Source organism: Cupriavidus sp. IK-TO18 (assembly GCF_015549295.1).
Lineage (GTDB): Bacteria > Pseudomonadota > Gammaproteobacteria > Burkholderiales > Burkholderiaceae > Cupriavidus > Cupriavidus oxalaticus_A.
Genome location: NZ_JADGMP010000029.1, coordinates 40,865 through 67,453, shown reverse-complemented (window position 1 = coordinate 67,453; position 26,589 = coordinate 40,865). Strand labels below are relative to the sequence as shown.

24 protein-coding genes and 1 pseudogene are annotated in these 26,589 nt (G+C 66.1%); 17 read left to right on the top strand and 8 right to left on the bottom strand.

Annotation, left to right across the window (positions count from 1 at the left end; genetic code table 11):
* Positions 1 to 57: 57 nt before the first annotated feature.
* The gene (locus tag IPF36_RS20790; protein WP_205751621.1) at positions 58 to 1,530 is read right to left on the bottom strand and encodes a coniferyl aldehyde dehydrogenase; all 1,473 of its coding nucleotides are present in this window, start codon (positions 1,528 to 1,530) and stop codon (positions 58 to 60) included.
* A gap of 159 nt (positions 1,531 to 1,689) precedes the next feature.
* On the opposite strand from IPF36_RS20790, the gene IPF36_RS20785 reads away from it, so the two are divergent.
* The 3 genes from IPF36_RS20785 to IPF36_RS20775 all read left to right on the top strand — a co-directional run bounded on the left by IPF36_RS20785 (position 1,690) and on the right by IPF36_RS20775 (position 4,535).
* Positions 1,690 to 2,355: a TetR/AcrR family transcriptional regulator gene (locus tag IPF36_RS20785; protein ID WP_135703124.1), complete on the top strand. Its 666-nt coding sequence runs from the start codon at positions 1,690 to 1,692 to the stop codon at positions 2,353 to 2,355.
* Positions 2,356 to 2,429: 74 nt separating this feature from the next.
* Positions 2,430 to 4,025, top strand: a complete 1,596-nt coding sequence (locus tag IPF36_RS20780) for an MFS transporter (protein WP_195429920.1) — start codon at positions 2,430 to 2,432, stop codon at positions 4,023 to 4,025.
* Positions 4,026 to 4,073: 48 nt separating this feature from the next.
* A complete protein-coding gene (locus IPF36_RS20775) occupies positions 4,074 to 4,535 on the top strand; it encodes a MarR family winged helix-turn-helix transcriptional regulator (protein ID WP_133095819.1) in 462 nt (153 codons plus the stop codon).
* A 27-nt stretch (positions 4,536 to 4,562) separates the two neighbouring features.
* Here the strand turns inward: IPF36_RS20775 and IPF36_RS20770 are convergent, their stop codons facing one another.
* Together IPF36_RS20770 and IPF36_RS20765 are read right to left on the bottom strand one after the other, a co-directional pair.
* Positions 4,563 to 5,228: a response regulator gene (locus tag IPF36_RS20770; protein WP_195429918.1), complete on the bottom strand. Its 666-nt coding sequence runs from the start codon at positions 5,226 to 5,228 to the stop codon at positions 4,563 to 4,565.
* Positions 5,229 to 5,572: 344 nt separating this feature from the next.
* A complete protein-coding gene (locus tag IPF36_RS20765) occupies positions 5,573 to 6,532 on the bottom strand; it encodes a LysR family transcriptional regulator (RefSeq protein ID WP_135703121.1) in 960 nt (319 codons plus the stop codon).
* Between the two features lie 926 nt (positions 6,533 to 7,458).
* Between IPF36_RS20765 and IPF36_RS20760 the strand changes: the two genes are divergently transcribed.
* Together IPF36_RS20760 and IPF36_RS20755 are read left to right on the top strand one after the other, a co-directional pair.
* Positions 7,459 to 7,749: a transposase gene (locus IPF36_RS20760; protein ID WP_158577668.1), complete on the top strand. Its 291-nt coding sequence runs from the start codon at positions 7,459 to 7,461 to the stop codon at positions 7,747 to 7,749.
* A gap of 202 nt (positions 7,750 to 7,951) precedes the next feature.
* Entirely contained in the window at positions 7,952 to 8,218 is a 267-nt protein-coding gene (locus tag IPF36_RS20755; RefSeq protein WP_240745861.1) for a hypothetical protein, read from the top strand.
* Between the two features lie 37 nt (positions 8,219 to 8,255).
* Here the strand turns inward: IPF36_RS20755 and IPF36_RS20750 are convergent, their stop codons facing one another.
* Entirely contained in the window at positions 8,256 to 9,050 is a 795-nt protein-coding gene (locus tag IPF36_RS20750) for a Crp/Fnr family transcriptional regulator (protein ID WP_135703120.1), read from the bottom strand.
* A gap of 250 nt (positions 9,051 to 9,300) precedes the next feature.
* On the opposite strand from IPF36_RS20750, the gene IPF36_RS20745 reads away from it, so the two are divergent.
* Complete coding sequence (locus tag IPF36_RS20745) at positions 9,301 to 10,458, top strand: PHB depolymerase family esterase (RefSeq protein WP_195429916.1); 1,158 nt, start codon at positions 9,301 to 9,303, stop codon at positions 10,456 to 10,458.
* A gap of 207 nt (positions 10,459 to 10,665) precedes the next feature.
* On the opposite strand, the gene IPF36_RS20740 is transcribed toward IPF36_RS20745, so the two are convergent.
* On the bottom strand, positions 10,666 to 11,703 hold the full coding sequence (locus IPF36_RS20740) for a LysR family transcriptional regulator (RefSeq protein ID WP_368671180.1): 1,038 nt from the start codon (positions 11,701 to 11,703) through the stop codon (positions 10,666 to 10,668).
* A gap of 330 nt (positions 11,704 to 12,033) precedes the next feature.
* Between IPF36_RS20740 and IPF36_RS20735 the strand changes: the two genes are divergently transcribed.
* The 5 genes and pseudogenes from IPF36_RS20735 to IPF36_RS20715 all read left to right on the top strand — a co-directional run bounded on the left by IPF36_RS20735 (position 12,034) and on the right by IPF36_RS20715 (position 16,068).
* On the top strand, positions 12,034 to 13,050 hold the full coding sequence (locus IPF36_RS20735; protein WP_195429914.1) for a GlxA family transcriptional regulator: 1,017 nt from the start codon (positions 12,034 to 12,036) through the stop codon (positions 13,048 to 13,050).
* A gap of 201 nt (positions 13,051 to 13,251) precedes the next feature.
* Complete coding sequence (locus IPF36_RS20730; RefSeq protein ID WP_195429913.1) at positions 13,252 to 13,992, top strand: SDR family oxidoreductase; 741 nt, start codon at positions 13,252 to 13,254, stop codon at positions 13,990 to 13,992.
* A 22-nt stretch (positions 13,993 to 14,014) separates the two neighbouring features.
* Positions 14,015 to 14,518 (top strand): Ohr family peroxiredoxin, encoded by a 504-nt coding sequence (locus IPF36_RS20725; RefSeq protein ID WP_195429910.1) that lies wholly within the window; start codon positions 14,015 to 14,017, stop codon positions 14,516 to 14,518.
* Position 14,519: 1 nt separating this feature from the next.
* A pseudogene (locus tag IPF36_RS20720) lies at positions 14,520 to 14,855 on the top strand (carboxymuconolactone decarboxylase family protein); the annotation flags it as partial.
* A 349-nt stretch (positions 14,856 to 15,204) separates the two neighbouring features.
* Positions 15,205 to 16,068, top strand: coding sequence for an alpha/beta fold hydrolase (locus IPF36_RS20715; RefSeq protein ID WP_135703119.1), 864 nt, complete (start codon positions 15,205 to 15,207; stop codon positions 16,066 to 16,068).
* 90 nt (positions 16,069 to 16,158) lie between these two features.
* Here IPF36_RS20715 and IPF36_RS35120 read toward each other — a convergent pair whose 3' ends face one another.
* Positions 16,159 to 16,299: a hypothetical protein gene (locus IPF36_RS35120; protein WP_346769550.1), complete on the bottom strand. Its 141-nt coding sequence runs from the start codon at positions 16,297 to 16,299 to the stop codon at positions 16,159 to 16,161.
* A gap of 589 nt (positions 16,300 to 16,888) precedes the next feature.
* Here IPF36_RS35120 and IPF36_RS20710 point away from each other — a divergent pair.
* Entirely contained in the window at positions 16,889 to 20,977 is a 4,089-nt protein-coding gene (locus IPF36_RS20710) for a DUF748 domain-containing protein (RefSeq protein WP_195429908.1), read from the top strand.
* Between the two features lie 93 nt (positions 20,978 to 21,070).
* Positions 21,071 to 21,265: a rubredoxin gene (locus IPF36_RS20705; RefSeq protein WP_135703117.1), complete on the top strand. Its 195-nt coding sequence runs from the start codon at positions 21,071 to 21,073 to the stop codon at positions 21,263 to 21,265.
* A 36-nt stretch (positions 21,266 to 21,301) separates the two neighbouring features.
* Here IPF36_RS20705 and IPF36_RS20700 read toward each other — a convergent pair whose 3' ends face one another.
* Both IPF36_RS20700 and IPF36_RS20695 read right to left on the bottom strand, forming a co-directional pair.
* Entirely contained in the window at positions 21,302 to 21,466 is a 165-nt protein-coding gene (locus tag IPF36_RS20700; protein ID WP_165971506.1) for a hypothetical protein, read from the bottom strand.
* A 68-nt stretch (positions 21,467 to 21,534) separates the two neighbouring features.
* Positions 21,535 to 21,714 (bottom strand): hypothetical protein, encoded by a 180-nt coding sequence (locus IPF36_RS20695; RefSeq protein WP_029047537.1) that lies wholly within the window; start codon positions 21,712 to 21,714, stop codon positions 21,535 to 21,537.
* A 286-nt stretch (positions 21,715 to 22,000) separates the two neighbouring features.
* Between IPF36_RS20695 and IPF36_RS20690 the strand changes: the two genes are divergently transcribed.
* The 4 genes from IPF36_RS20690 (at position 22,001) to IPF36_RS20675 (ending at position 26,568) form a co-directional block, all read left to right on the top strand.
* Complete coding sequence (locus tag IPF36_RS20690; protein ID WP_135703116.1) at positions 22,001 to 22,504, top strand: hypothetical protein; 504 nt, start codon at positions 22,001 to 22,003, stop codon at positions 22,502 to 22,504.
* Positions 22,505 to 22,818: 314 nt separating this feature from the next.
* Positions 22,819 to 24,156, top strand: coding sequence for a cytochrome c oxidase subunit II (locus tag IPF36_RS20685; protein WP_133095810.1), 1,338 nt, complete (start codon positions 22,819 to 22,821; stop codon positions 24,154 to 24,156).
* 10 nt (positions 24,157 to 24,166) lie between these two features.
* A complete protein-coding gene (gene ctaD, locus IPF36_RS20680) occupies positions 24,167 to 25,924 on the top strand; it encodes a cytochrome c oxidase subunit I (protein ID WP_133095809.1) in 1,758 nt (585 codons plus the stop codon).
* Positions 25,921 to 26,568 (top strand): bb3-type cytochrome oxidase subunit III, encoded by a 648-nt coding sequence (locus tag IPF36_RS20675; RefSeq protein WP_133095808.1) that lies wholly within the window; start codon positions 25,921 to 25,923, stop codon positions 26,566 to 26,568. The genes ctaD and IPF36_RS20675 overlap by 4 nt, the downstream gene beginning before the upstream one ends.
* Positions 26,569 to 26,589 lie beyond the last annotated feature (21 nt).

Below are 26,589 nucleotides of genomic sequence, written 5' to 3'. Positions count from 1 at the left end.
GTCGGGGAAGCAGGCAGCCGTCGCCGGCGTATCGATGATGGCCGGCGGGCGTGTGGCTCAGCGGGGCGTGGCCGGCGGAACCGCCTTCGTGCCGGAAGGCAGGGGAGCATCCGCGGCGGACGAATGCGGCTTGCCGAGAAACAGGCGCAGAGCGAGCCGCTGGATCCGGCCGCCGTATGGCGGGTGGAACAGCGTGATCGGGAACCAGCGGCGCTCGCTGAACACCGCCTTGGCGTGCGACAGCTCGCGGAAGCCTTCGGCGCCGTGGTAGTTGCCCATGCCGGAGGTGCCGGTGCCGCCGAAGGGCAGGTCGTGGTTGACCACATGCCAGCCCCAGTCGTTGAGCGTGACGCCGCCGGCGTGGGTGCGCTCCAGCAGCGGACCGGTCTCGGCCTTGTCATGGCCGAAGTAGTACAGCGCCAGTGGCCGCGTGCCGCGCTGCACGCAGACGATGGCCTCGTCGAAGGTGCGGTAGGTCATGACCGGCAGGATCGGCCCGAAGATTTCCTCTCGCGCCAGGCGCATCTGCGGCGTGACCCCAAGCACCACGTGCAGGGGCAGGCGCCGTCCGTCCGCCGGCATCGCCGCGGCGAGGATCCGCGCGCCGTGCGCGCGGGCATCGTCGAGCAGCGCCCGCTGGCGGGCCAGCGCGTCGTCGTGGATGACGGCCGTGTAGTCGTCGCTGCCCTGTGGATGCATGCGGGCCGCGGCGGCGAGCACTGCTTCGGCGAAAGCGCCGGCAAGCTCTTCCGGCACCAGCGCGTAGTCGGGCGCGACGCAGATCTGGCCGCCGTTCAGGGTCTTGCCATGGGCGATGCGCGTGGCCGCCGTCGCCAGCGCCGCGCTGCGGGAAACGATTGCCGGCGACTTGCCGCCCAGTTCCAGCGTCACGGGGGTCAGGTTGTCGGCGGCGGCTCGCATGACGTGGCGGCCCACCTCGGGCGAGCCGGTGAAGACGATATGGTCGAACGGCAGGCTGGTGAAGGCGCGTGCCACCGCGGCATCGCCCTCGACCACGGCCACCTCGTCTTCATCGAAGGCTTCGGCCAGCAGCGCGCGCAGCGCGGCCGAGGTGTGCGGCGCGTATTCGGAGGTCTTCACCATGCAGCGGTTGCCGGCGGCCAGCGCGGTCGCCAGCGGGCCCAGCGCGAGGTAGACCGGGAAATTCCACGGCACCACGATGCCGACCACGCCCTTGGGCTGGACCATCACGCGCGCGCCGTTGCCGAGGAACAGCAGCTCGGTGTGCCGGCGCGACGGCTTCATCCAGCGCCGCAGGCCGCGCAGCAGGTGGTTGATATGCAGCACCGACGGTAGTACGTCGACCATCAGAGTCTCGGCGTCGGCGCGCGCGCTGAAGTCGCGCGCCGCGGCGGCGGCGAGCCGGTGGGCATGGCCGCGAATCGCCCGGCGCAGCCGCTGCAGTGCGCTTCTGCGTTGCGCCAGCGAGGGGAAGGGCGACGCCATGAAGGCTGACTGCTGCATTGCCAGCAGCGCCTCCAGGCGTGTTGGTTGTGCTGCATTCACCATAATCATAATCCCCTAAATTTATTCTGAACAGTCGGTACAATTTCAAGTTTGGTGAAGGCGGTGGTAGCCTGTCAAGGACAGCATGCCGCCTCTAGGGCAAATCCCGAGAGGGAAAATGGCCGGCGCTCAACATTTCCCCGGCCCAGTGCCGACGCAGCCATGCATTCATCAGAAGAAGGTGCCCCAGGCACCGACCGCCCCCACGACACCGCACCGAAAGCACCGCCGGCACGCGGAACCGGCGCGACCAAATACCGCCGCGGCCTGGAAACGCGCCAGCGCGTCATTGACCTGACCAAGGGATTGATCGCCGAGCACGGCTATGGCGAAGTCACGCTGGACCAGGTCTCCACACACGCCGGCGTGGCAAAAAGCAGCTTGCTGTGGCATTTCGGCAGCAAGGAAATGCTGCTGGCGGAAGCCGCGATCAGCCTGTTCCAGGAAATCGAGGTGCAGTTCGACCCGGCTGACCTGCAAGGCCTGACCGTGTCGCAGCGGGTGGATGAGTTGTTCGAGCGGGTAGCCGATTACTTCACGCGCAACCCGGAAACCAAGGGGATCGTGCTGGCGCTGTTGTTTTCAGGCAATGCGCCGCAAAGCGTGCGCGAGCATATCCGTGAAGGGTGGAACGGCCATGTGCGGGTTCTGGTGGAGGCCCTTGGCACGCCGGAGCGCCCGCTGCCACCGGAAATGGCGCGCGCGCTGCTGGCGGTATTCCATGGCTGTTACTGCCACTGGTATGCCAATGGCCGGCAGGAGCCTATCGGCAGTTACCTGGCGCCGGCACGGGAGATGTTCCGCCACTGGTATCTCGGCGCGGAATAATCGTATTGAGGGCTGGCGGACTCCGATGTGTGTCCTATAATCATTGACATCGCAACGATTGATCGAGCAATCACATGACGCCCCAGCCACAAAGCGGTGAGGCCACCGGCCAGGTCCTGCCATTCCGCAAGTCTTTGCTGGCCATGCTAGGCGTGTCCTTCGTGGTGATGCTGGTGGCGCTGGACCAGACCGTGGTCGGCACCGCGCTGCCGACCGTCGTGGCGGAACTGCAAGGCTTCGAGTACTACGCCTGGGTGGCGACGGCGTACCTGCTGACGTCCGTCATCACCGTGCCGATCTTCGGCCGGCTGGGCGACTATTACGGACGCAAGCCCTTCGTGCTGGCGTCGATCGTGGTGTTCACCGTCGCGTCGGCATTGTGCGGGCTCGCGAGCAGCATGCCGTTCCTGGTGCTGGCGCGAGCGCTGCAGGGCATCGGCGGCGGCATGCTGGTGGGCACGGCTTTCGCCTGCATTGCCGACCTGTTTCCCGACTCGCATGTGCGGCTGCGCTGGCAGGTGATGCTGAGTGCGGCATTCGGTATCGCCAATGCCATCGGACCGTCGCTGGGCGGCGTGCTGACCGAGTGGTACGGCTGGCGCGCGGTGTTCTATGTCAACCTGCCGGTCGGCGTGCTGGGCCTGTGGTTTGCCTGGCGCTACCTGCCGCACCTGCGCCAGCAGGCGCACAGCGGGCCGGTGCGCGTGGACTGGGTCGGGGCCTTGCTGATCGCCCTTGGCCTGGGCGCCATGCAGATGAGCGTCGAACTGCTGTCCGGGCGCGGCTTCGATGCCTATACCGGTGGCTTGCTGTTGCTGTCGGCCCTCGCGATGGTGGCGCTGTGGCACTGGGAGCGGCGCTGCGCCAACCCGATCCTGCCGGTGGAGATGTTCCGCAATCCCGGACTGGCGCCGCTGTTCCAGCTGTCGGTGTTCGCCGGCTTCACGATGTTCGCGCTGCTGCTGTATGCGCCGTTGCTGTTCCAGGGCGGCTTTGGCCTGTCGCCGAAGGAAGCGGGCTTGCTGATCACGCCGCTGGTGGTCTGCATCACGGTCGGCAGCATCGTCAACGGCCGCGTCATCACCCGCATCCGCCGGCCCAACGCGATGCTCTATGCCGGGTTTGGCATGCTGGCGCTGGCCACGCTGGCCCTGTCGCAGGCCACGCGCGCCATGCCGCACGGGATGCTGCTCGCCATCATGCTGGTGGGCGGACTCGGGCTGGGCTTCATCATGCCCAACCTGACGGTGTTCGCGCAGCAGACCGCCGGGCGCGAGCACCTTGGCATTGCCACGGCGATGCTGCAATCGCTGCGCATGGTGGGCGGCATGGTCGGTACGGCGATCGTCGGCACGCTGGTCACGCGCAGCTATACCGGCGGCGTCGACCACGCCATGGCTGCCGCCGGCGCCAGCCAGTGGGCAGCGCGCATGGGAGACCCGCAGGTGCTGATCGACAAGGCCTCGCAACTGGCGCTGCTCGGCGAGCTGGGCCAGGCCGGGCACAATGGCGCCTTGCTGCTGGAGCAGGCGCGCATGTCGCTGGTCAGCGCGATCCACCTGGGCCTGCTGGCCGCCGGGATTGCCGCTGCGGTGGGCGTCTGGTGCGCGCACCGGGTGCCGCCGGTCAGACTGGTGCGCACCGCGGGGCCTGCGATGGCGGCGGAGTGAGCGCCTGCGGCGCCTGTGATGGCGCTTGTGTACCCCTGAGGAGAACGGATGGAACTGGAGCGACAAAGCGTAGCCGTACTGCAGCAGTTCGGACGCACCTACCGCGCGTATGCGGCCGCATTCGAGCAGTGCATCGGCCTGCCGCTGGCGCGCTGGCGGATCCTGCATGTACTGCACCTGCAGGAGGATGCCATTGCGCAGCGGGCACTGGCCGACCGCGTCGGCATGGATCCGGGCGCGCTGACGCGCCAGCTCAAGGCCATGCAGGAGCTTGGCTGGGTCGAGCGGACCACATCGGAGCGCGACAACCGCGTGACCCATGTCACGCTGTCGCACGCCGGGCAGCAACTGGTGGCGCGCCTGATGCCGCTGCGCTCCGCCTTCCTGGAGGATGTGCTGACCGAGGTTTCGGCCTCGACCATGCAAGACCTGTCGCGCGGGCTGGCGCAGCTGGAGACCGGCATTGCGCATGCGCTGGCGCGGCTGGAGCAGCCTGACGCCGTGGCCTGAGTGCCGGCCGGTGCCGGCGCCCGCCATTCAGCAGCCGGAAAGCAGCATGCCGTTGAGGGCGGCGAATTCGAACAGCTCGCGGTCGTTGGTGACACCGAGCTTGTGCATGGCACAGTTCTTCTGGCGGCTGATGGTCTTGACGCTGCGGCATAGCAGGACCGCAATCTCGCTGACGGAGCGCCCGGCCAGGTACATCCGCAGCACTTCCATTTCACGCGCCGACAGCCGCTCGGCGCCACCATGGCTTGCCGCCGGGTTGCCGGAATCGGCCTGTGACAGGATCTCCATGGCCGACTTGCCGATGTAGCGGAAGCCGCGCTGGATGCGGCTGATCATGGTGACCAGCTCCGACAGCGGGGCGTCTTTCAGCAGCAGGCCATGCACCTGCGTATCGAGGATGGAGCGCAGCACCAGAGGGTTGGTGATCATGGTCAGAACGGTCACGGCCAGCGACGGATGGCGCCGGCGCAGTGCGCCCAACATGCGCAAACCGTCCCCGCTGCCTTCCTGCTGCGAGGGCATGTGATAGTCGGTGACGACGACATCGGGCCGCAGGGTCGCGACGCTGTTCAGCAGTGCCGTTGCGCTGGTCACTGTGCCGCAGATTTCCCATCCGGTCTGGGTGTGCAGGCGGTCGGCAACGGCCGCGCTGACCACCGGATGGTCATCGGCAAGCAGGATCCTCAATGCCATCGGGTCTCCTCGGTCCAGATTCGTGCCGGCCGTCATGCCGCGCCGCGCTCAAGAAAACGCCGCACGTCGGCCGACGTGCGGCGAAATGGCGGCGCCAGACAAGTGACGCCAGACAACTGCATGCATCGCCGCAGGACGGGCCAAACGGGAGACGGCCGGCGCGCTGCGATGCATGGGCAGGATACTGGCTATGCCCCGGCGCGAAAGTAGGAGAATTCGCAAAGCGCTGTCGCCACCGTGTCGCAGCAAAAAAAAAAGCGCTGGCCCCGGCAGGGGCCAGCGCCTCGCGGCGCATCGAATGCGTTGACGGATCGGCGACTAGCGCGCCGGCGCCATTGCGCGAGTCAGGCGAGCGCCTCGGCCTGTGCCATCGCGGGCCGCCCGCTGCGGCGGCCGTCGATGGCCTTGAGCGGATCGCGCAGCACCGCGCTGCCGACTTCCATGATGTCGCGCAGCACCGCCTTGTCGTGGCTGCGCTCCGGCGCCCAGAAATGCAGGGCGGCCCATTCGGGAAAACTGCTCGGCGGTGCCAGCAGCCGTGTCTTGCGCTCGCGCGTGACCAGCGGCACGTTGAAGTCCAGCACCGGGCAGATGCCTCCCGCGGCATGCAGCAGCGTGATCTGCGTGTGCCAGGAAGGCACCACGGTCTCGCGATGCCCGGGCGTGCCGGCCTGCCGGCTCAGGAAGGCGCGCAGCGGGCTGCCGGCTTCGCAATCTTCCTGCAGCAGGATCCAGTCCGTTTCACCCTCGTCGTGGCTGCCTTCGCGGGCGGCACTGACGAGGCGGCGCGGCGTGGCCATGATGTTCTGTTGCTGCACGCGCTCGGGGTCGTGGCCGCCGTCTACGACAAACGCGCAATCCAGTTGGCCGCTATCGAGATGGCTGGCCAGCGCGGCATCGGCGATCACGGGGCGCGTGATGAAGCTGTCCTGCGGGAACTGCTCGCACAGCGTGGTCAGGATTTCCGTAATGACCGGGTCGCCGATCGAAGACGAGAAGCCGATGGAAATCCGTCTGCCGTCCGCGCGGCGCTGGCTTATGCCCGCTTCGCCCGGGCGCACCAGCTGGTTCCACTTGGCCAGGATCTGGCGCGCGGTCTGCTCCAGGCGCAAGGCGTGGGGCGTCGGTTCGAGCATGCCATTGCGCTTGACGAACAGCGGATCGCCCGTGATTTCGCGCAAGCGCGTCAGGCTATAAGCGACGGTGGGCACGCGTCCCTGGGTACAGGCGGCGACCGCGTTGAGGTCGCGATACTCCATCACCAGGACGAAGACATGTAATAGCTTGGTGCTGACGTGACGCATTCTGACTTCTCCCGATGCATGATTCTTTTTTTGATTTCTTGTCTGTCCGATGCGTACAGCACCGCGCGCAATGGAGCGCGCGGCAAAGCATGAAACGTGCTTATCCGACGGGGCGGCAATCTGACGCCCATACTGCAAAGCCAGCTTGGAAAATGGCGCCCGTCACACTCGGCGCGGCAGACCGGATCGGTCCGCGCCGTCCGGACAGGACTCTTTGGATGGCCATGCACGACTCCACATTTCCGACTTGCGTCGACAAATTGGCGCAGTGACTCCTCGATCCTTCAGGCCTGATATTTGCCGGCAGTGTAGGGACCGCACACCGGTTCTCTTCACGGTGGCTGCGGGCTGCCGGGCCGCTTCCTGCGAGCGCCGCGTGGCGCATTGCGAAAGCGTGCGAAATTTAGTTGTGCCGAGGAATCTTAATACATGGTCTGCAAAAGTCCTAGAAACTTGATTTGATGACAGGCTTCTAATCCTGCTTTTATCGCCCTTATCCGGTTCGCTATACCGGCGGGACAGCCGCTGCCGGCTCAAGACGACGTGCGGGCCGACACGGCTTGCCAGGCCATTGCCACGGTGCTGAAACAAAGTGGACTCCAAATTGGCTTAGCAAAATATGGCCGTGTCGGCAGCGTTGCCGGCACGGCGGCACGGCCTGTGCGGCTACGGCGAGGCTTGCGGATTTTCTGAACGACGAGGTGCCGGAAACGCCCGCGCGCCTGCTGGCAGGTGGCTTGCGGCAGCCATTTGGGCGGCGCTGCGCGCGGCGTCCATCCAGATAATTTTCTTAACTCGCCTTGCGAAGACACTGAATTGCCTTTTGGCGCGGCCGTGGGCTAACGTACGGCCAGAGTCGGCACGGTTGGCGGCGCGGCCGGCATTGCCTGCGCCAGCGCCGGCGCCGTTGTGGAGCGGAGAGATTCGTGAACAGACGGTATTCGGAAGAACAGATCCGCAGCTACCTGGCCGAAGCGGCCAGCGGCGTGCCGGTGCGCGAGCTGTGCGCGCGCTATGGCTTCAGCGATGCCTCGTTCTATGGATGGCGCGCGCGCTACGGGGACCAGAGCCAGAACGATGCCCGCGACGGGCGCAAGCTGCGCGAACTGCAAGAGGAGAATGCGCGGCTTAAGAGTATGCTTGCGGACGCACTGCTCAAGCTCGAGCTGCTGCGCAACCGTACCGGCCGCCGCCAGGGCAACGGCAAGGATCGCTGAAGGCACGGCTGGTTTTTCCGCAACGCAATGCCGCGCACCATGGCTGTCGCCATGCCCTGCGCAGGCCCCTGGAGTACTGGTTTTGAAGAGGTTTGTTTGCAAGTGCGGCCTGCTGACGGCCGCCATCGTGGCAATTTCCCTGCACGCCACGTCGTGGGCAGCGAGTCCTGCCGCATCCGCAGCCGCCGCCGGAGGTACGCCGATGGTGGCGCCACCGCCGCCGCGGATGCTGGACGAAGCCACCGCCGTGGTCGAAGGCCCCGGTGGCACCTTGTCCGCATCGCAGCGCCAGCACTGCCAGGGCCTGCTGGACCAGATCGATGCGCTGCCGAAGGGGCCCCAGTGGTCCGAAGGCAAGTCGTCGGTGACCACGGCAGACGGCCGCACCTATCCGACACTGGAGCGGCAGCCGGATCGCAAGCGGCTGGAAGAGGCGTATCGGCAGGAGTGCACGCAGCAACGTCGCTGAGTGCGCAACCCCCGGGGCTGCAAGCCGTCGCCGACGGCTAGGACGCCGGGCCCCGGCACATCGCCATCGCGGGCGCGAATTCCGCGCCCGGATCACCTTCGCGCGCAGGCCGCTGTGCGCCGCCGTCAAGGTCGGCATAGATCGAGGCAAGCCCGGCGGAGTCGATGATGCGCAGCCGCCGCTGGCGCACCGCGATCAGACCAACCGATGCAAAGCGCGACAGCAGCCGCGATACCGTTTCCAGCGTCAGGCCCAGCAGACTGGCGATATCGGCGCGCGACATCGCCAGCGTCAGCGTGCTGTCCTGCCGGCCATGGCGGCGTGCCTGCTCGCCGGCAAGGTCCAGCAGCAGCATGGCCAGGCGCTGCGGGGCTTTCATCGATCCCACGGCAACCAGCAGCACGCGCTCGCGCTCGGCGTTGCGGCGCATGACCGCCAGTGCGGCGATGCGGAAGGCCGGCGCAGCCATCAACTCGCGCAGCGATTCGACCGGCACCGCGCACACCTCGGAGTCCTGCAGCGCGATCGCCGCGGCACCGTGCTGTGGCGCTTCATGCGGTTCCAGTCCCAGCACATCGCCCGGCAAGGAAAAGCCGGTGACCTGGCGCCAGCCCAGCGGCGATTCGTAGACCTGCTTGGCGCTGCCCGTGCGCAGCGGATAGACCGTCAATGCCGGGCGTCCCTGGCGGACGACATAGTCGCCGGCGCGCAGGCTCAGGCGCTCGGGCCGCAGGCGCGTGCCGGCGGGCGCGGTGGCGGCGGCCGTCGCGGCTGCGCCACAGACGGGATGGAAAAGGCAAAGCGAACAGGCGGGGGCGCCGTGATCCGGCATGGGTATTTTGACGCAAGGGCAATCGACAAGTCAGTATAAAACGCCGGCATCGCCAGCCAACTTGCTGCGATCTTCATTCTTTCGATTCCAGTGTTCAATATTTTCGCGATGGCGGGGGAGGCCCGGGCGTGGCGCCAAGGCAATCCGCGTGCCACATCCGCCTCACGGGAAGTCCATCCGGGGTGTGGTATGCTGCAACGCACAACAAAGGCACCCCGGGGGAGATTCCGTCATATGAGCAGGAGTCCTCATGACCAAGAGCCTAGCCGCTGACTGGCACGCACAACTCCGGCGCCTGAGCCGGGTGCAGGCCCGAACTGAAACTCAGGTGAAGTCCTGGCTGCGACGCCTCGATTCGCTGAACCCGCTGACACCGTCACGTCCGCAGGACGCGCCAGCCCGCCCACGCCGCTCGGCTGTTGCCCCCCTGACGACGCCCGCCACGCCGCCCGCGTGGTCACCCGCGAGGTCGCCCGCCACGTCACCCATCGCGCCGGACGAACTGCCCGGCACTTGGCAGGCACACCGGCTGCGCCTGGCGGCGCTGCCCGGCGAACTGGTGCCGCGGCTGTCCTATCACCTCTATATCCCGTCCAAGCGCCATCGCGGCCCGTTGCCGGTGGTGGTGCTGCTGCATGGGTGCCGGCAGACGCCCGATGCCCTCAGTGCCGGCACGCGCATGAACGCGCTGGCAGAACAGGAGGGCTTTATCGTCGCTTACCCGCAACAGCCGCTGCGGCGGCAGGTCCAGCGCTGCTGGCAGTGGTTCGACCTGAGCGCCGCCGAGGGCGGGCGCGAGGCGCAGGCCCTGGCGGCACTGCTCGATGCGCTGGCCGCGCGCCACGATGTGCGCGAGCGCGAGATCTACCTCGCCGGCATGTCCGCCGGTGCGGCCATGGCCGCGGTGGTGGCGCTGCGTTACCCCGGCAAGGTGGCCGCGGTGGCGATGCATTCCGGTGTCGTGATCGGCGCTGCCGACACGCCGCGCGCCGGCCTGCACGCCATGCGGCACGGTGCCACGGCCGAGCCGGCATGGCTGCTCGACGCCGCTGGCGTCACGCCAGGCGGGCCCGAGATGCCGGCGCTGGTGATCCACGGCCTCGCCGACGATGCGGTGCACCCGGTCAACGGCAGGCTGCTGGCGCGCCAGTTTCTCGCCTACAACGAGCTGGAAGACCGGCTTGCCGCGATTCCGGACGCAGGGCCCGACGCGGCGCCGGGCGAAGAACCCGGCCGCTGCCGCGAGTACCGCTTCGGCCGCTGGAGCCGCGACCTGGTCGCGCTGGTGGAGGTGGAAGGGCTGGACCACGCCTGGAGCGGTGGCGACGCCAGCTACGGTTTCCATAGCGACATCGGCCCCGACGCCAGCGCGATGATGTGGGATTTCCTGCGCCAGCACCGGCGTTGAGCCGCGACCACGCGCGCATGGAAAAAGGGAGGGCAATTGCCCCGGCAATTGCCCTCCCTTTCTCTGCGTTTCAGGGCCACCAAGCTTCAGCCGCGCAAGCGGTCCTTGACGAACAGCGCCGTCACCATGCCCGGCACGCACGGCGACCACATCGCCGTGGTCGAAGCTGGACTACCAATGCGCAGACGCGGCACCTGAACTGGAGAACTACGCTGACGCCGCCTCCGCCGTCGCATCAATGTCTCCGGCGTTGAACTCGGTCAGGCAATTCAGGTCGAGCGCACGGATGTGCTCGACCATGAAATCGATGAAGACGCGATTTCGCGTGGGCAGGTGCTGCCGGCTCAGATAGCAGATGTAATGCCCGCGGTCGTCGGGCGAGTGCCTGCTCATCGCAACCAGCAGGTTTTTGCTCGCGATGTGATCGCAGATTTGGTAGCCGGCCATCTGCGCAATGCCCCATCCCTGCAGCACCGCCTGCAGTACAAGGTCGGCATCGTTGAAGGTCATGCGAGCCGCTGGCGTGTACTTGCGGACAATGCCGTCGACCTTGAACTCCCAATCGAACACGCGCCCGCTGGAATAGCGGAAATTGATGCACTCGTGCTGCGGCAGGTCTTCCAGCGTCTGTGGCAGGCCGTGCCTGGCCACGTAGGACGGCGCTGCGCACAATGCCATCTGCATCGGAATCAGCTGCCTGGCGATGATGCTCGAATCCTCGATTCGCCCGTTGCGGAACGCGATGTCGATCTGTTCCGAGGCGAAATCCGTGGGACGGTCGTCGAGCAGCAGGTCGATGGCGATATCGGGGTAGGCGCGCACGAATTTATCAAGCAGCGGGGCTACCACCTTCCTGCCGAAGCCCACCGTCGAGCTGATTCGCACGAATCCGCGAGGCGGGCCCTGGCGTAGTTCCAGCATGTCGTTCATCGCTTCCACGATGTGCGTGACACCCTGGTGGCAGTTCTCGAAAAAGCGCTGGCCTTCGTGCGTCAACTGCGTGGTGCGCGTGGTGCGCAGGAACAGCCGCGTACTGAGCTGTGTTTCGAGCTTTTGTACGTTCCGGCTCACTGCCGATCGACCGATGCCCAGGCGCTCTCCCGCCTTGGCAAAGCTCCCCTCGCTGGCCACAGCCATGAACGCCATGATGCCCGCATAACTTGCCGCAAAGCTCGCCGACAGCGCGTCCGCGCGATTTGGCAAGCTCAGCCGCAAGCTCCGTTCCGGTGTATCCGATGGCTTTATGTCTGCTTCCCCCAAAGTGCTCCCCTTCTTATCCGCAGTGTCGGTCATCGTCCGGCGCGGACATTGCTGTGCGGCCAGCGCCGTCTCTTCCATCCCGGCATGCCCGGATACAGCCGTTGGCCGACCTCTTCGGATCTTAATAATTGGCCAAGAGGCCGTAAATGACAGAGAACCCAGATTTTCTGCCAGACTGCCAGCCCGTCTCTCCACGTCACGCGACTTTCATCGACGATTGGTGCGCAAGTGGAAACTCCGCCGCCTCGCAGGCGGGCCCTCTTGCACCCGATTGTGTAGATGACATAGCATCCGTCGAGTACTGCATTACCTGCCATGGTCCTGAATCAGCCGCCCCTCGCTCCAGAGAACATTGAAGACACGCCGCGCAATATTCTGTTCGTGGCGTATCCCGATGTGAGTCTGCTCGATCTTGCCGGCCCCCAGACGGTGTTCTGGGCCGCTTCCAGATACGCGCGGGAGCGCGGCATGGCGGGATACCGGTGTCACACTGCCAGTTACTCCGGGGGCATGGTCGCCACAGTGGAAGGCACCGCGATGCAAACAGTGGCACTCGATTCATTCGACCTGGGGATGGTCGACACCGTTGTTGTGCCGGGGTCGCCGATCATCCTTGAGGTCGCCAGGAATTCGACTTCGCTGATCGAGTGGCTGACCGTCGCGAGCCGTACGGTGCGGCGCATGGCTTCGGTGTGCAGCGGCGCCTTCCTGCTGGCATTCGCCGGCCTGCTCGACGGCAGACGCGCCACGACGCACTGGGCCATGCTCGACCGGTTTCGTAAGCTGTTTTCCACGGTGGACCTGGACCCGGATGCCATCTTCGTGCAGCAGCGGAACCTCTGGACCTCGGCCGGTGTCACCACCGGCATCGACCTGGCACTCGCCATGGTGGAAGCCGACTACGGGCACGAGGTCGCGCTCAATTCGGCCAAGGAGCTGGCGGTCTACATGAAGCGTCCCGGTGCGCAGCCGCAGTTGAGCGAGATCCTGATCACGCAAAGCCGCCAGGTGCCGATGTTCGAATCGTTGCACGTGTGGATCACCCAGAACCTGTCGAACGAGGAGCTCTCTGTCGAGCGACTGGCGGATCGTGTCGGCATGAGTCCGCGTAATTTCGCGCGGGTCTACAAGGAAAAAACCGGACGCACGCCAGCCAAGGGCGTCGCGTATTTCCGGCTGGAAGCCGCGCGGCGCCAGTTGCAGGACCTGAGCCAGCCGATCGAAGCCATCGCGCGCGCGTGTGGCTTCGGTAGCGAGGAACGGATGCGTGTGACCTTCCAGCGACACTTCGGACTCTCGCCCAGCGAATACCGGCTGAAGGTGAATCGCTAGATTCACGGTTGCCGGCCGGCAACATTGGTTCCCCTCCACATTTCTCCGGGTGTCCGGGCGCACGCCGATCGCCTGTACGCTGCCGCATTCGATTGATGCAAAACAGGAAACATGGTGCGTCCTGAGCCGGTCTGGTGGGGGACCCACCGTCTTACCTAACATGCATGTGGATTTGTTCCACCTTCTGTTTGGAGAAGCATCATGAAGATTGTTGTCATTGGCGGCACCGGCCTGATCGGCAAGAAGGTCGTGGCGCGACTGGTTGCGCAGGGCCATGAAGTGGTAGCCGCTTCGCCGGCCACCGGGGTCAATGCGTTGACGGGCGAGGGCCTGGCGCAAGCGCTGTCAGGTGCGCAGGTCGTAGTGGATGTCGCGAACTCGCCGTCGTTCGAGGATCGGGCGGTGCTCGAATTTTTCGAAACATCGGGCCGCAACCTGGCGGCAGCCGAAAAGGCGGCTAGCGTGGCGCACCATGTTGCGCTGTCGGTCGTCGGTACCGACAAGCTCGAGCAGAGCGGCTACTTCCGCGCCAAGATTGCACAGGAGGCCCTGATCCGCAAGGCGGGCATTCCATTCACGATTGTCCGCTCGACCCAGTTCCTTGAATTTCTCGGCGGCATCGTGCAGTCGGCCGGACAGGGTGACACGATCACGCTCACGTCCGCGCTGATCCAGCCTATCGCGTCGGACGATGTTGCCCACGCCGTGGCCGACGCCGCGCTTGCGGCGCCACTCAACGGTATCGCCGAGATCGCCGGGCCGGAGCGCTTCAGGATGAGCGACCTGGTGCAGCGTTATCTCCAGGCGATTGGCGACACTCGCCGCGTCGTGGCCGATCCGGCCGCGCGGTACTTCGGTGCCGAACTCAAGGAAGACACCCTCGTGCCCGAAGGCGATGCGCGCCTTGGCCGCATCCGCTTCGAAGACTGGCAGAAATCATAAGTCGGTAGTCTGGAGACACCGTATGGGCGACAACGAAAGGTTGCAGCCTCCACCACTTACTCTGCTCGACAGGTACCGGGGTCAGGGATTCACCGCGCTCTATACGACGACGGTCACGGTGTCGGGCGGTGAGGCCGGGCATGGCCGTGCATCTGGTATTGCGAGATCCGACGATGGCAATCTGATTCTCGATCTGCGTCTGCCCGCGGCACTCGGCGGTCCGGGCAGCGGTACCAATCCGGAGCAGCTGTTCGCCGCAGGCTATGCGGCTTGCTTTCACGGGGCATTGAGTCTTGTCGGCAAGCGTTCACGGGTTGACGTGTCGAATGCCACGGTCACGGTGGAGGTGTCCTTCGGCCGCGATCCCATGGACGGCGGCTACGCGCTGATTGCGGAGATCCGCATTCGCATGCCGGGTGTGGAACGGCACGTTGCCGAAGAGCTTGTCCGGGATACCGAGCGTCTCTGCCCTTACGCAAAGATGGCACGTGAGGGGATACACAGCATTGTGAGCGTCATCGACTGATTGCGCGTTCTGCGTCGACATGCACATCAAGCAGGCCAAGATCCATGGCGAGCGCGAACTGCGTCTCCACCACGTGGCGATCTGGCGCGAATCGACATTGTTCACACCGCGCGAGCGCGCCGCGCTAGCCTGGACGGAGGCAGTGACCCAGCTCTCCGCGCAAGGCGTGCCGGATGAAATCTATGAACGCGTGTGCACGCAGTATTCCGAGAAGGAACTGTCCGATCTCACTTTCCTGGTGGGTGCGATCAACACCTGGAACCGCCTGAACGTGGCGTTCCGCACGGTGCCCGGTTCGTCCGACAAGGCCTTCGGACTCGACAAGGCCGGCCTGGAGTGCCTGACGATGGCAAAACCTGCCATGGCCGCGGGCGATGTCAGCGTCAAGCCATTGCTCACGGAGCCGTTGCCGGAGTATCCGGGCAAGGAAGTGCAGATGATCGTCGTGGAGTACGGCCCTGGCGGTGCCGATCCGGTCCACCGCCATGACGCACACGGCTTCATCTACGTGCTCGAAGGCAGCATCGTGACTGCGCACGGCGCTGAACGTGCGCACGTAACACTTCATTGTCACTGCAAGGGAGCCCCCGCAAAGGGGAGCTATCAGAAAATCTGAAAGATTCCATCAATATTATTCGATTTTCTTTTTGAGCGCGATGCAGCAAAGTCTGGGCAAGGAGTTAAACATGAATGCACGAGCGCCCCTGACTGCGCTGGCTCTTGCCGGTGCCTGGCTACAACCTTCTTTTGTTTCCACTGCCTCCGGCACCTCCGTTCCCTATGTGGAAGCTGGCAGCGGCGAGCCAATGGTATTCGTGCACGGGTCGCTGTGCGACTACCGCTATTGGGAGCCGCAGCTCGCTTCTCTGTCGAAGGACTTCCACTGCCTCGCTCCGAGCCTGGGCCACTATTGGCCACAAACCAGTGCGAACGGACGCGGCGACTTCAGTTGGGAGGCGCACGTCGCGGAGATTGCGGAGTTCATCGATGCGCTCGGTCTGGGGCCGGTCCATCTGGTCGGCCACTCGCGTGGCGGTTGCATTGCGTTTCATCTAGCGTGTGAATACCCTCACTTGGTGAACACGCTCACGCTCGCTGATCCAGGCGGCCCACTTCAGGCAACGCCGCAAGCAGGGGCCGGCAAATTGCCGCCGGCCACCCATGCGTTGAGAGAGAAGGCTGCAGCACTGGTTGAGCAAGGCGAATTCGATGCCGGTCTGAATCTGTTCGTAGACTCGGTAACCATGCCGGGTTTTTGGAGCAAGAGTTCCCAGGGCTTCCGCAGGATGGCGCTCGATAATGCGCTCACACTGCCGAAGCAGCTGCGTGACCCGTTGCCCGCCTACACACGCGAAGCGGCCGGCGAAATCCGGTGTCGAACGTTGCTGATCGATGGGCAAAAGAGTCCGCGCATGTTCCGTGGCACGGTCGAGAAGCTTCAAGAATGGATCGTGCAAGCTAAGCGTCAGACAATTGCCGGAGCCTCTCACGGCATGAATATTGCCAACCCAGGCGCGTTCAATCGGGCGGTTGCCGAGTTGGCTGGCTAGAGAGGCCCTGTCTCGCAGAGTTCGTGGATCGAGCCGTTGATCGCCATCGTGACCGAGGAAATCCTGACGCGTCATTCACGGAAGGCGCGCCTACAACGACTTCAGATACTCGGCCAGATCCGCAATCTGCTCAGCGGTCAACCCCAGCCCTTGCCTGGTGTTATAGGTCTGCGCAACGTCCTCCAGCGTTGCAGCCGACCCGTCGTGGAAGTAAGGCGGATGCTGCCACACACTCCTGAGCGGACTGGTTCGATACTGCTTGCCGAACGTGAGGCATAGCTGGGCGATTCCGGTTCGACCATCGAGTCGCTCGGCGGATGCAAGCGCGCATTGGCGTCGGTAAGCAGTGTGCCGCTATGGCAGGTGGCGCAGCGGCCGGCGCCTTCGGACACCAGCCTGCATATCGGCGAAAGCGCCTTCCACAAGGCAACGCTATTTCGTCCGACCGGGTCCGAACGGGCGCCTGTTGCGAGTGGGTGATGGCGCTGCGCGCCCAGGGCGGCACGATGAAAGAAATCGCGCGCGAGCTCTCAGTCGACAATCGAACCGTACACAAGTCGTCACCGCGGGGGCATTCCCCGAGCGCGTCGGATACAGCGCGGGAGTGGCAGGCGCGGTGTGGCGGGTAAGCCCCAGGCTTGCGACCAACCACTTCGCAAAGGCCATAAAGATGCCAGATCGGCATTTTTGGCGGTGACTGAGCAATTCCCATGTCTTTGCTTTGTCCGAATCCGTTGCCATAATGGCGACAAAAAAGTGAAATCCGGGGCACAAAGCAGCGTGTAACGCCGGAGTGCGGGGTCAGATTTTCTGGGACGACATGGAATTCAAGCAATCCATTCAGGCAGTGGCCGCCACGCCGCGCGGCCGGCTGGCGACCCGCGTTGCCGGCGGCGTGGTTGCCGCGCTCGCGGTGTTCGGGCTGGCGGGCTATATCGGCGGACCGCCGCTGCTCAAATACCTGATCGAAAAGAACGCGACTGAAGCACTCGGGCGCAAGGTCACGCTGGGCAAGGCGCATGTGCGGCCGTTCGAACTGGCCGCCACGCTGTCTGACCTGACGATCTACGAGCGCGACGGCAAGACGCCTGCGGTGACGCTGGGCGAGGCCGAGGCCAATACTTCGGTGGCATCGCTGTGGCATCTGGCACCGGTGGTGGACAACCTGCGCGTCGACCGCCTTGCCGTGCGCGTCGCGCGCGGCGCCGACGGGCGCATGACCTTTGCCGATGTCCAGGAAAAATTCGCAGCACTGCCGCCCAAGCCGGCCGATGCCAAGCCGGCGCGCTTCTCGGTCAACAATATTGCCGTGACCGGCAGCAGCTTCAGCTATGACGACAGGCTGCTCGACACCAGCCTGCGCGTCGACCACCTGACGCTGACGCTGCCGTTCCTGTCCAACCTGCCGCATGACGTCGAGATCGTGACGCGGCCGACGCTGAGCGCGCGGGTCAACGGCACGCCGCTGGCGCTCGATGGCGAGGTGCTGCCCTTCGCCGATTCGCGCCAGACCCGGCTCAATGTCAATCTCGACGGGCTCGACGTGACGCGCCTCATGGCCTTCGCGCCGCCGCTGCGCGATGCCGAGGTCAAGTCCGGCAAGCTTGATACGCGCCTGACGGTGGCGTTCCGCCAGCAGAAGGACACGCAGGAAATGCTGCTGATGGGCACGGCCGCGCTGCGCGATGCGGATATCCGCACGCGCGCGGGCCAGCCGCTGGTGAAAAGCGGCCGGCTGGCGCTGGACATTGCCCGGCTCGAGCCGCTGGCGCACCGGGCCCAGCTGCGTAGCGTGGAAATCGAAGGGCTGGGGGTGCAGGCGGTACGCCGCGCCGACGGCACGCTGAACCTGGCGACGGCGTTCCTGCCGCAGGCGGTAAGCAAGTCGACCGACGGTGTGGCGCCGGCCCCCGCTCCGGCTCCGGCTGCGGCGGCGTCCGCGCCCGCGCCCGCCGCGGCTGCTTCCGCTGCTCCTGCTCCTTCGGCTTCTGCCGCGCAAGCCGCGCCGGCCGGCCCCGCGGCCAAGGACCAGCCCTGGCGCTATGCGGTCGACCGCATCGTAGTAAAGCAGGCCAACCTCGGGTTTGAGGATGCGCTGGCGCCCTCGGGCCCGGGCAAGCTGGCGCTGGGCCCGCTCGACGCCGAGGTCAAGGGCTTTGCCGGCACCGAAGGCGACAAGCCGGCGCATATCGATGCCACCCTGACCGTGGCCGACGGCCAGACCCTGCACCATGCCGGCGACCTGCTGCTGCGCGACGGCACGCTGGCCGGCACGCTCGAGACCAAGGGGCTGCGGCCGCAGGGCTTTGCCGCGTGGTGGCCGCGCGAGCTGCGCAGCCAGTTCGGCGAGACCGCGGTCGATGCCGAGCTGCACTACCGCATGTCGTGGGCGGCGCCGCAGTTCCAGTTCGTGCTGGAAAAGTCCCGGGTGGAACTGGCGCCGCTCTATGTCGCCACACGCGATCCGGTGGTGATGCCGGCCGCGCCTACCGCCACCGCCAACACCGCCAACACCGCCAACACCGCCAACACCGCCAACACCGCCAACACCGCCAACACCGCCAACACCGCGAATGAAGCCGCGACGCAGGCCCACCAGCGCGTCAGCCGTCGTGCGCGCGAACGCGCCGAGGCCGACCGTGCAGGCGCCAACCTGCCGCTGCTGCGCGCCGAGAAGCTGGTGCTCGACGATATCCAGTTTGACCTCGCGCGCCAGACCTTCGCGACCAGCCAGGTGACGCTGGCGCAGCCGCAGATCGCGGCCACGCGCGACCATAGCGGCCAACTGCTCGAAATGGCGCGGCTGTGGGCCAGCGAATCCGCCCAGCAGGCTCGCGCCACGCCGCGCAAGGCACCGGCCCCTGCCGCGAATGCCACGAATGGCGCTAGTGGCGCCAATGGCAGGAACGGCAGTGCCGCCGCAGGTGTCTGGCAAGCCAGGATCGGCAAGATCGCCGTCGACGGCGGCAGCGCGCGCGTGGCCGACTACCAGCCGGCCGAAGCCAACCGCGGCCGCCCGGTGATCCACCAGTTCCGCAATATCGAGCTCAGCACCGGCGCCATTGCCTGGCCGCTGACGCCGGCGGCGGTGCCGGTGAAGCTGCACGCCGAATCCGGCCGGCGCGGCGTGATCGGCATCGACGGCACCGTCTTGCCTGCCATGCCGGCGAGCCGCCTGCAGCTGGACCTGCGCCAGGTCGAAATCGGGCCGCTGCAGCCGTACCTGGCCGACCGCCTCAACGCGGCGCTGCGTAGCGGCACGCTGACCGTCAAGGGCAAGCTCAATGTCGACGCGCCCACCGGCAAGCCGATCGCCGCGCAGTTTGCCGGCAACGTGCTGGCCGGCAACGTGCGCACGGTCGACCGTGTCAGCGGCGAGGATTTCCTGCGCTGGCGCTCGCTCGCGCTGTCGGGCATCGACTTCGCGATGGATGAGAGCAAGGGCCCGATGCGCGTCAGCCTGGGCAATATCGCGCTGTCCGATTTCTATGCGCGCGTGATCCTGAACGCCAACGGCCGCCTGAATCTGCAGGACGTGCTGGCCGGCGGCGCGGCCAAGGGCGAGGCGGCGCCGTCCACCAGCCTGACGCAGGCCAACCCGGCCTCGGCGCCGGCGACGCCGCCGGTGCAGGCCGGTGACACGCGCACCGCGCAGGTCGAGCAGAAGCCGGGCGGCCCCAAGCCGCAGATCCGCATCGGCGGCGTGTCGGTGAACCAGGGCAACATCAATTTCTCGGATTTCTTTGTCAAGCCGAACTACACGGCCAACCTGACTGGCATGAAGGGCTCGGTGTCCAAGGTGTCGTCGGGCGATCCCGCGCCTGCCGACCTGGTGCTCGACGGCCGCATCGACGACGATGCGCCGGTCACCATCAGCGGCAAGATCAACCCGCTGGGCGAGCAGTTGTTCCTGGACATCGCCGCCAAGGCATCGGGGGTCGAGCTGACGCGGCTGACGCCGTACGCGGCCAAGTACGCCGGCTACCCGATCACCAAGGGCAAGCTGACCGTCGATGTCGCCTACAAGATCGAGAACGGCAAGCTGGATGCGAGCAACCACCTGTTCCTCGACCAGCTTACCTTCGGCGAGCGTGTCGACAGCCCGGACGCGACCAAGCTGCCGGTGCTGCTGGCGGTGTCGCTGCTGAAGGACCGCAATGGCGTGATCGACGTGAACCTGCCCGTCTCCGGCTCGCTGTCGGATCCGGAATTCAGCATCGGCGGCGTGATCGTGCGCGTGATCGTCAACCTGCTGACCAAGGCGATCACTTCGCCGTTCTCCTTGATAGCCTCTGCCTTCGGCGGCAGCAGCGAGGAGCTCGGCTACGTCGAGTTCGCGCCCGGCACGTCGACGCTGACGCCGGCGGCGAAGGAGAAGATCGGCAAGCTCGGCCAGGCGCTCAATGACCGGCCTTCGCTGCGGCTGGAAATCAGCGGCCGCATCGACCCGGCCACCGACGAAGCCGGCGCGCGCCGCGCGTGGCTGGATGCGCGCGTGGCCGAGCAGAAGCGGCGCGACCTGCGCAACAGCGCGCAGGCAGGCACCGAGGCCGGCGACGACGAGTCGGGCGTGCAGGGCGCCGAGATCAAGGTGTCGAAGCAGGAATACCCGAAGTACCTGGAAGAGGTCTACAAGCGCGCCTCGATGAAGAAGCCGCGCAATTTCGTCGGCTTTGCCAAGTCGCTGCCGCCCGAGGAAATGGAGAAGCTGCTGATGGCCAATGCCACTGTCTCCGAGGCCGACCTGAAGCGCCTTGCCGAGCAGCGGGCGCTGGTGGTCAAGCAGTCGCTGGAGCGCGAAGGCAAGGTGCCGGAGAGCCGGCTGTTCCTGACCGCGCCCAAGCTCACGGCCGAGGGCATCAAGGACAAGGGCGCGCCGAACCGGGTCGATTTCTCGATCCGGCAGTAGCCGTGGCGGCCGGCGGCGCCGTCACGGCGCCGCCGGCAAAAAACGGTATGATTCGGCCCGGACAATGTGTCATGACCGAATCTGGAGAATGTTTTGCAGGATCAACTTGAAGCGGCCGTTGCCTACAAGACCTGGGTGTGCGTGATCTGCGGCTGGGTCTACGACGAAGAACAGGGCTGGCCCGAAGACGGCATCGCCCCCGGCACGCGCTGGGAAGACATCCCCGACGACTGGCGTTGCCCCGAATGCGACGTCGGCAAGGGCGAGTTCGCGATGATCGAGCTGTAATGCATGACGGCGCTTTGCAGCGCCGTCATGCATTGACTAGCCATGCCGCCGCAAAGGCGGCCGGCACAGGCCGGTGTGGTGACGTTGCGCGGCATAACGCCGGTAGCGCATCCGATACGGGTGAACGCTGCGCCACAGGGCCACCAGCACGGTAACAAGCAGCAGGGCCGCCATGATGGCGGCAAGCAGGGCGATCGACATGGCGGCCCTCCTCTTCGCGATTCGTGCGGATCGTGCAAAACCTGCCAGCCCGGCCTCCCGGGCCGGTATCAGATCAGCATCGGCAGCGCTTCCAGCACCAGCACCGCGACCAGCGCGCCGATCAGCGCTCCCATGGTCCGGCAACTGATACGCAGGTACTTGGCGGTCACCGGGATCGAACCCATGGCGATCACGCCCACCAGCGCCATCGGAATCAGGAATACAAGATCATGCGCGGTGAAGTGCATGGCGGTCTCCTGTCTCTCTTTTGTGATTCCAGTATAGGCAGTGTGTGCCGCGCGCAAGGCAGCGCGCATCGGGATTGTCCCGTAGTGTGCACAGCAGCCGGGCGTTCGCAGGTATCGTTATCGGCACTCCTGCGCCGATGGCGTTGCGCCACGCACGAAGCGGAAGTGTTTTTCGCCATGCCGGCAGCCTGATGGGAAGCGCGTGTCCTATGCTGATCAGAGACGCGGGCCCCGATCCCATCCATGTCGAAGGTCCCGCCGACTCAAGAGAGAGACGGAGGTGGCTATGGAACTTCACATGCGATCGCACCATTACGTGCGGCGCCAGCCGGACTGGACCGCGGCAGCGGTGTCGGGGCTGGCCGCGGGCGCGCTGCTGCTGGTGCTGGAACTGTTCTGGTCGTCGATGGTGTCGGGCGTCAATCCGTGGGTGGCCACGCGCATGATCGCGGCGATCGTGATGGGCCCGGACGAGCTGCAGACGTCGCTGTTCACCGTCGGCACGGCGGCCGCGGCACTGGCGATCCACTTCGTGCTGGGCGCGGTGCTTGGCATGATCCTGGCGGCGATCATCGCGCCGTTCACGCTGGACTCGAGCCTCGGCATGGCGATGCTGGCCGGCGCCGTGTTCGGGCTGGTCGTCTACTTCTTCAATTTCTATGTGATGACGCGCGCGTTCCCGTGGTTTGTCGAGGTGCGTGGCTGGCATACGTTCATCGGCCACCTGATCTTCGGCGTGACGGCCGCGGCGTGCTACTGGAAGCTGGAAAGCAAGGACGTGTCGCACTGAGATGACGCAATGAGCCGCGGTGCTCAGCGGCCGAACCGAGACATTTTTCAACCCGGGGATCGTGCCCGAACGGCACGGCAAGACGCATGCACGTTTCCTGCGCGCTTTGGCCATTACACGGGGCCGCGCGCGACCATGGCGGTGGCATGGAGCCGAAGGGTTCCTGCCGCCGCTTTTTCTGGGCGGACCGCTTGTGCATGGAGGCACGCATTTGCCCGCCATGTCGCCTTGCAGTGACCTGACGGCATGCACTAGTCTTATCTAACCTTGCGTGACTTCCGCATCCCTCGCCGCGCGCGAGGAGGAGGGTGGTTATGGCGTTGGCCATTGCACTCGTCGTCATCGTCGTCGCTTCGGTGCTCTTCCATTTTCTGAGCCCGTGGTGGGCGACCCCGCTGGCGTCCAACTGGAAGCAGATGGACGACACGCTGACCATTACCCTCGTCATCACCGGGATATTCTTCGTCGTCATCAACCTGTTCGTCGGCTACATCGTCTGGCGCTACCGGCACAATGCGCCGCATCCCAACGGCGGCACTGGCCACCGCGCCGCCTACGAGCCGGAAAACCGCAAGCTCGAGTGGTGGCTGATCGGCGGCACCACCCTGGGCGTGGTGGCGTTGCTGGCGCCGGGCCTGTTCGTCTACGCCGACTACGTGCGCCCGCCGCGCGAGGCGATGGTGCTGGAGGTGGTGGGCCAGCAATGGTCGTGGGGGTTCCGCTTTCCGGGCAAGAGCGGCGAGCTGGGTGCTTCCGACCCGCGCTTCATTACCGGTTCCAATCCGCTGGGCCTTGACCCGGACGACCCGCGCGGGCAGGACAACATCGTCATCGTGGGGCCCGAGGTACACCTGCCGCTGAACAAGCCGGTGAAAGTGCTGCTGCGCTCCAAGGACGTGCTGCATGATTTCTATGTGCCGCAGTTCCGCGCGCGCATGAACATGGTGCCGGGCATGGTGACGTCGTTCTGGTTCACGCCGACGCAAACGGGACGCTTTGAAATCCTGTGCGCGCAGCTGTGCGGCGTGGGGCACTACAACATGCGCGGCATCGTGGTGGTGGACGAACCCGCCGCGTACGACGCCTGGCTGGCGAAGCAGCAGACCTTTGCCATGGCGCTGGCGAAGGCGGCGGCACCGCCGGCCGCCATGGCCGCCGCAGCGCCGGGCGCCGCCAGCGACGCCGGCGTGGTGGAAAAGGGCCGCGCGCTGGCGCAAAGCAAGGGCTGCGTCGCATGCCACAGCATCGACGGCAATCCCGGCGTGGGCCCGACGTGGAAGGGCCTCTACGGCAAGACCGAGACCTTTGCCGACGGCAGCAGCGCCGCGGTCGACGACGCCTTCCTGCACAAGGAGATCACCGACCCGCACGCGCGCCTGGTGAAGGGCTTCGGTCCGGTGATGCCCCAGCTGCCGATGAGCGAGGACGAGACCGCTGCGCTGATTGCGTATATCAAGTCGGCGGGAACCGGCGCCCCCGCACCGGAGGTCGCGGCGCCGGGCGCGCCCGCTGCCGCCACCAGCGCCGCCACGACCGCGGCAGCCGGCACGGCCGCGCCCGCGCCAGCCCCTGGCGCTGCCTCGGGCACCTATACGACCTCGACCGCGGTGGCCGTGCCGCCCGGCGCGGCGCCCGCGCCGCCACGCAAGTGAGGAGACCCGCATGGCTTACGCCGACGATGCAGCCCATCACGCGCCGCAGAGCTTCTGGACCCGCTACGTCTGGAGCCAGGACCACAAGGTGATCGCCGTGCAGTACACCATCGTGGCGATCGTGGTGGGGCTGGTGGGCGTGGCGTTGTCCAACCTGATGCGGATGCAGCTGGGTTTTCCGGGGCGTTTCGAGTTTATCGACGTCAACCGCTATTACCAGTTCGTCACCATGCACGGCATGATCATGGTGATCTACCTGCTGACCGCGCTGTTCCTGGGTGGCTTCGGCAACTACCTGATCCCGCTGATGGTGGGGGCGCGCGACATGGTGTTCCCCTTCCTCAACATGCTCAGCTTCTGGGTTTACCTGCTGTCGGTGATCGTGCTGCTGGCCAGCTTCTTCGTGCCGGGCGGGCCCACCGGCGCCGGCTGGACGCTGTATCCGCCACAGGCCATCCTGCCCGGCACGCCGGGGCATGACTGGGGCATCATCCTGATGCTGGTGTCGCTGGCGATCTTTATCGTCGCGGCGACGATGGGCGGCCTGAACTACGTCACCACCGTGCTGCAGGCACGCACCGAGGGCATGACGCTGCTGCGCATGCCGCTGTCGGTGTGGGGCATCTTCATGGCCACCATCCTGGCGCTGCTGGCGTTTCCGGCGCTGTTCGTGTCCGCGGTGATGATGCTGCTGGACAAGACCCTGGGCACCAGCTTCTTCATGCCCGCGATGGTGTCGATGGGCCAGCAGCTCACCTACAAGGGCGGCAGCCCGCTGCTGTTCCAGCACCTGTTCTGGTTCTTCGGCCACCCCGAGGTGTATATCGTCGCGCTGCCGGCGTTCGGCATCGTCTCCGACCTGGTCAGCGTCCATGCGCGCAAGAGCATCTTCGGCTATCGCACCATGGTGTGGGCGATCCTGGCGATCGGCGTGCTGTCGGTGGTGGTGTGGGCGCACCATATGTTCGTCAGCGGCATGAACCCGTACTTCGGCTTCTTCTTCGCCACCACCACGCTGATCATCGCGGTGCCAACGGCAATCAAGGTGTACAACTGGGTCATCACGCTATGGCGCGGCGACATCCATTTCTCGGTGCCGATGCTGTTTGCGATCGCGTTCATCAGCACCTTTGTCATCGGCGGGCTGACCGGGCTGTTCCTGGGCAATGTCAGCGTGGATATCCCGCTGTCGAACACGTATTTCGTGGTGGCGCACTTCCACATGGTGATGGGCGTGTCGCCGATCCTGGTGGTGTTCGGCGGCATCTACCACTGGTATCCCAAGGTGACGGGGCGCATGCTCAACGACACCATGGGCCGCGTGCATTTCTGGATCACCTTCATCGGCACCTACGCCATCTTCTTCCCGATGCACTATCTCGGCGTGCTGGGCATGCCGCGGCGCTACTACGCTTGGGAGAACTACGCCTTCATCCCCGAATCCGCGCACGTGATGAACATGTACATCTCGGTGGCGGCCTTCGTGGTCGCGACGGCGCAGCTGCTCTTTGTCTACAACCTGGTGTGGAGCCTGCGCCATGGGGACAAGACTGATGGCAATCCCTGGCGCGCGGCCTCGCTGGAGTGGCAGACGCCGCAGACGCCGCCGGTGCACGGCAACTGGGGCCCGCACCTGCCGGTGGTGTACCGCTGGGCCTATGCCTACAGCGTGCCGGGCGCGCCCGAGGACTTCATCGCGCAGAATGCGCCGCCCGAAGCGGGTGGATCGGAGCCTGAACCCCACGCCAGCCGCGGAGCCGTAGCATGAACGCCGACGCCGTCTACAAGGTCAGCCGCGACGACTTCGGCGGCAACCCCTCCGGCGAGAATGCCGCGCACCGCCACCCGCGGCGCCGCTCGCCGGCAAGCACCGGCCTGTGGGTGTTCATGGGGGTGGTCACGTCGCTGTTTGGGCTGTTCCTGACCGCTTATGCGCTGCGCATGGACAGCCCGGACTGGCACCGCATCGCGCTGCCGTGGCAGGTGTGGCTGTCCACCGCCCTGCTCGCCGCCGGCAGCGCGGCGATGGAGGTGGCGTCGCGCGCGGCACGCCGCGGCAGCATGGGCGTGGCGCGGCTGGCGCTGCGCCTCGGCGGCCTGGGCGCGGCCGCCTTCGTGGTTTCGCAGCTGTGGGCCTGGCAGGCGCTGGGCGCGATGCAGGTCATGCCGGCCGGCAATCCGGCGGGCAGCTTCTTCTACCTGCTGACCGCCATGCACGGCCTGCACGTGCTGGGCGGGCTCGTGGGCTGGGGCTTCGCGGTTGCCGCGCGCGGCAGCGGCGAAGTTGCCGTGCTGCGCATGCGGCTGTGCTCGCGCTACTGGCATTTCCTGCTGGCGGTATGGGTGGTGCTGCTGGCGGCGCTGGGCTGGCTCACGCCCGAGCTGGTGCGCTATCTCTGCGGCACGGCCTAGGACGGGCACGCACGCGCAAGA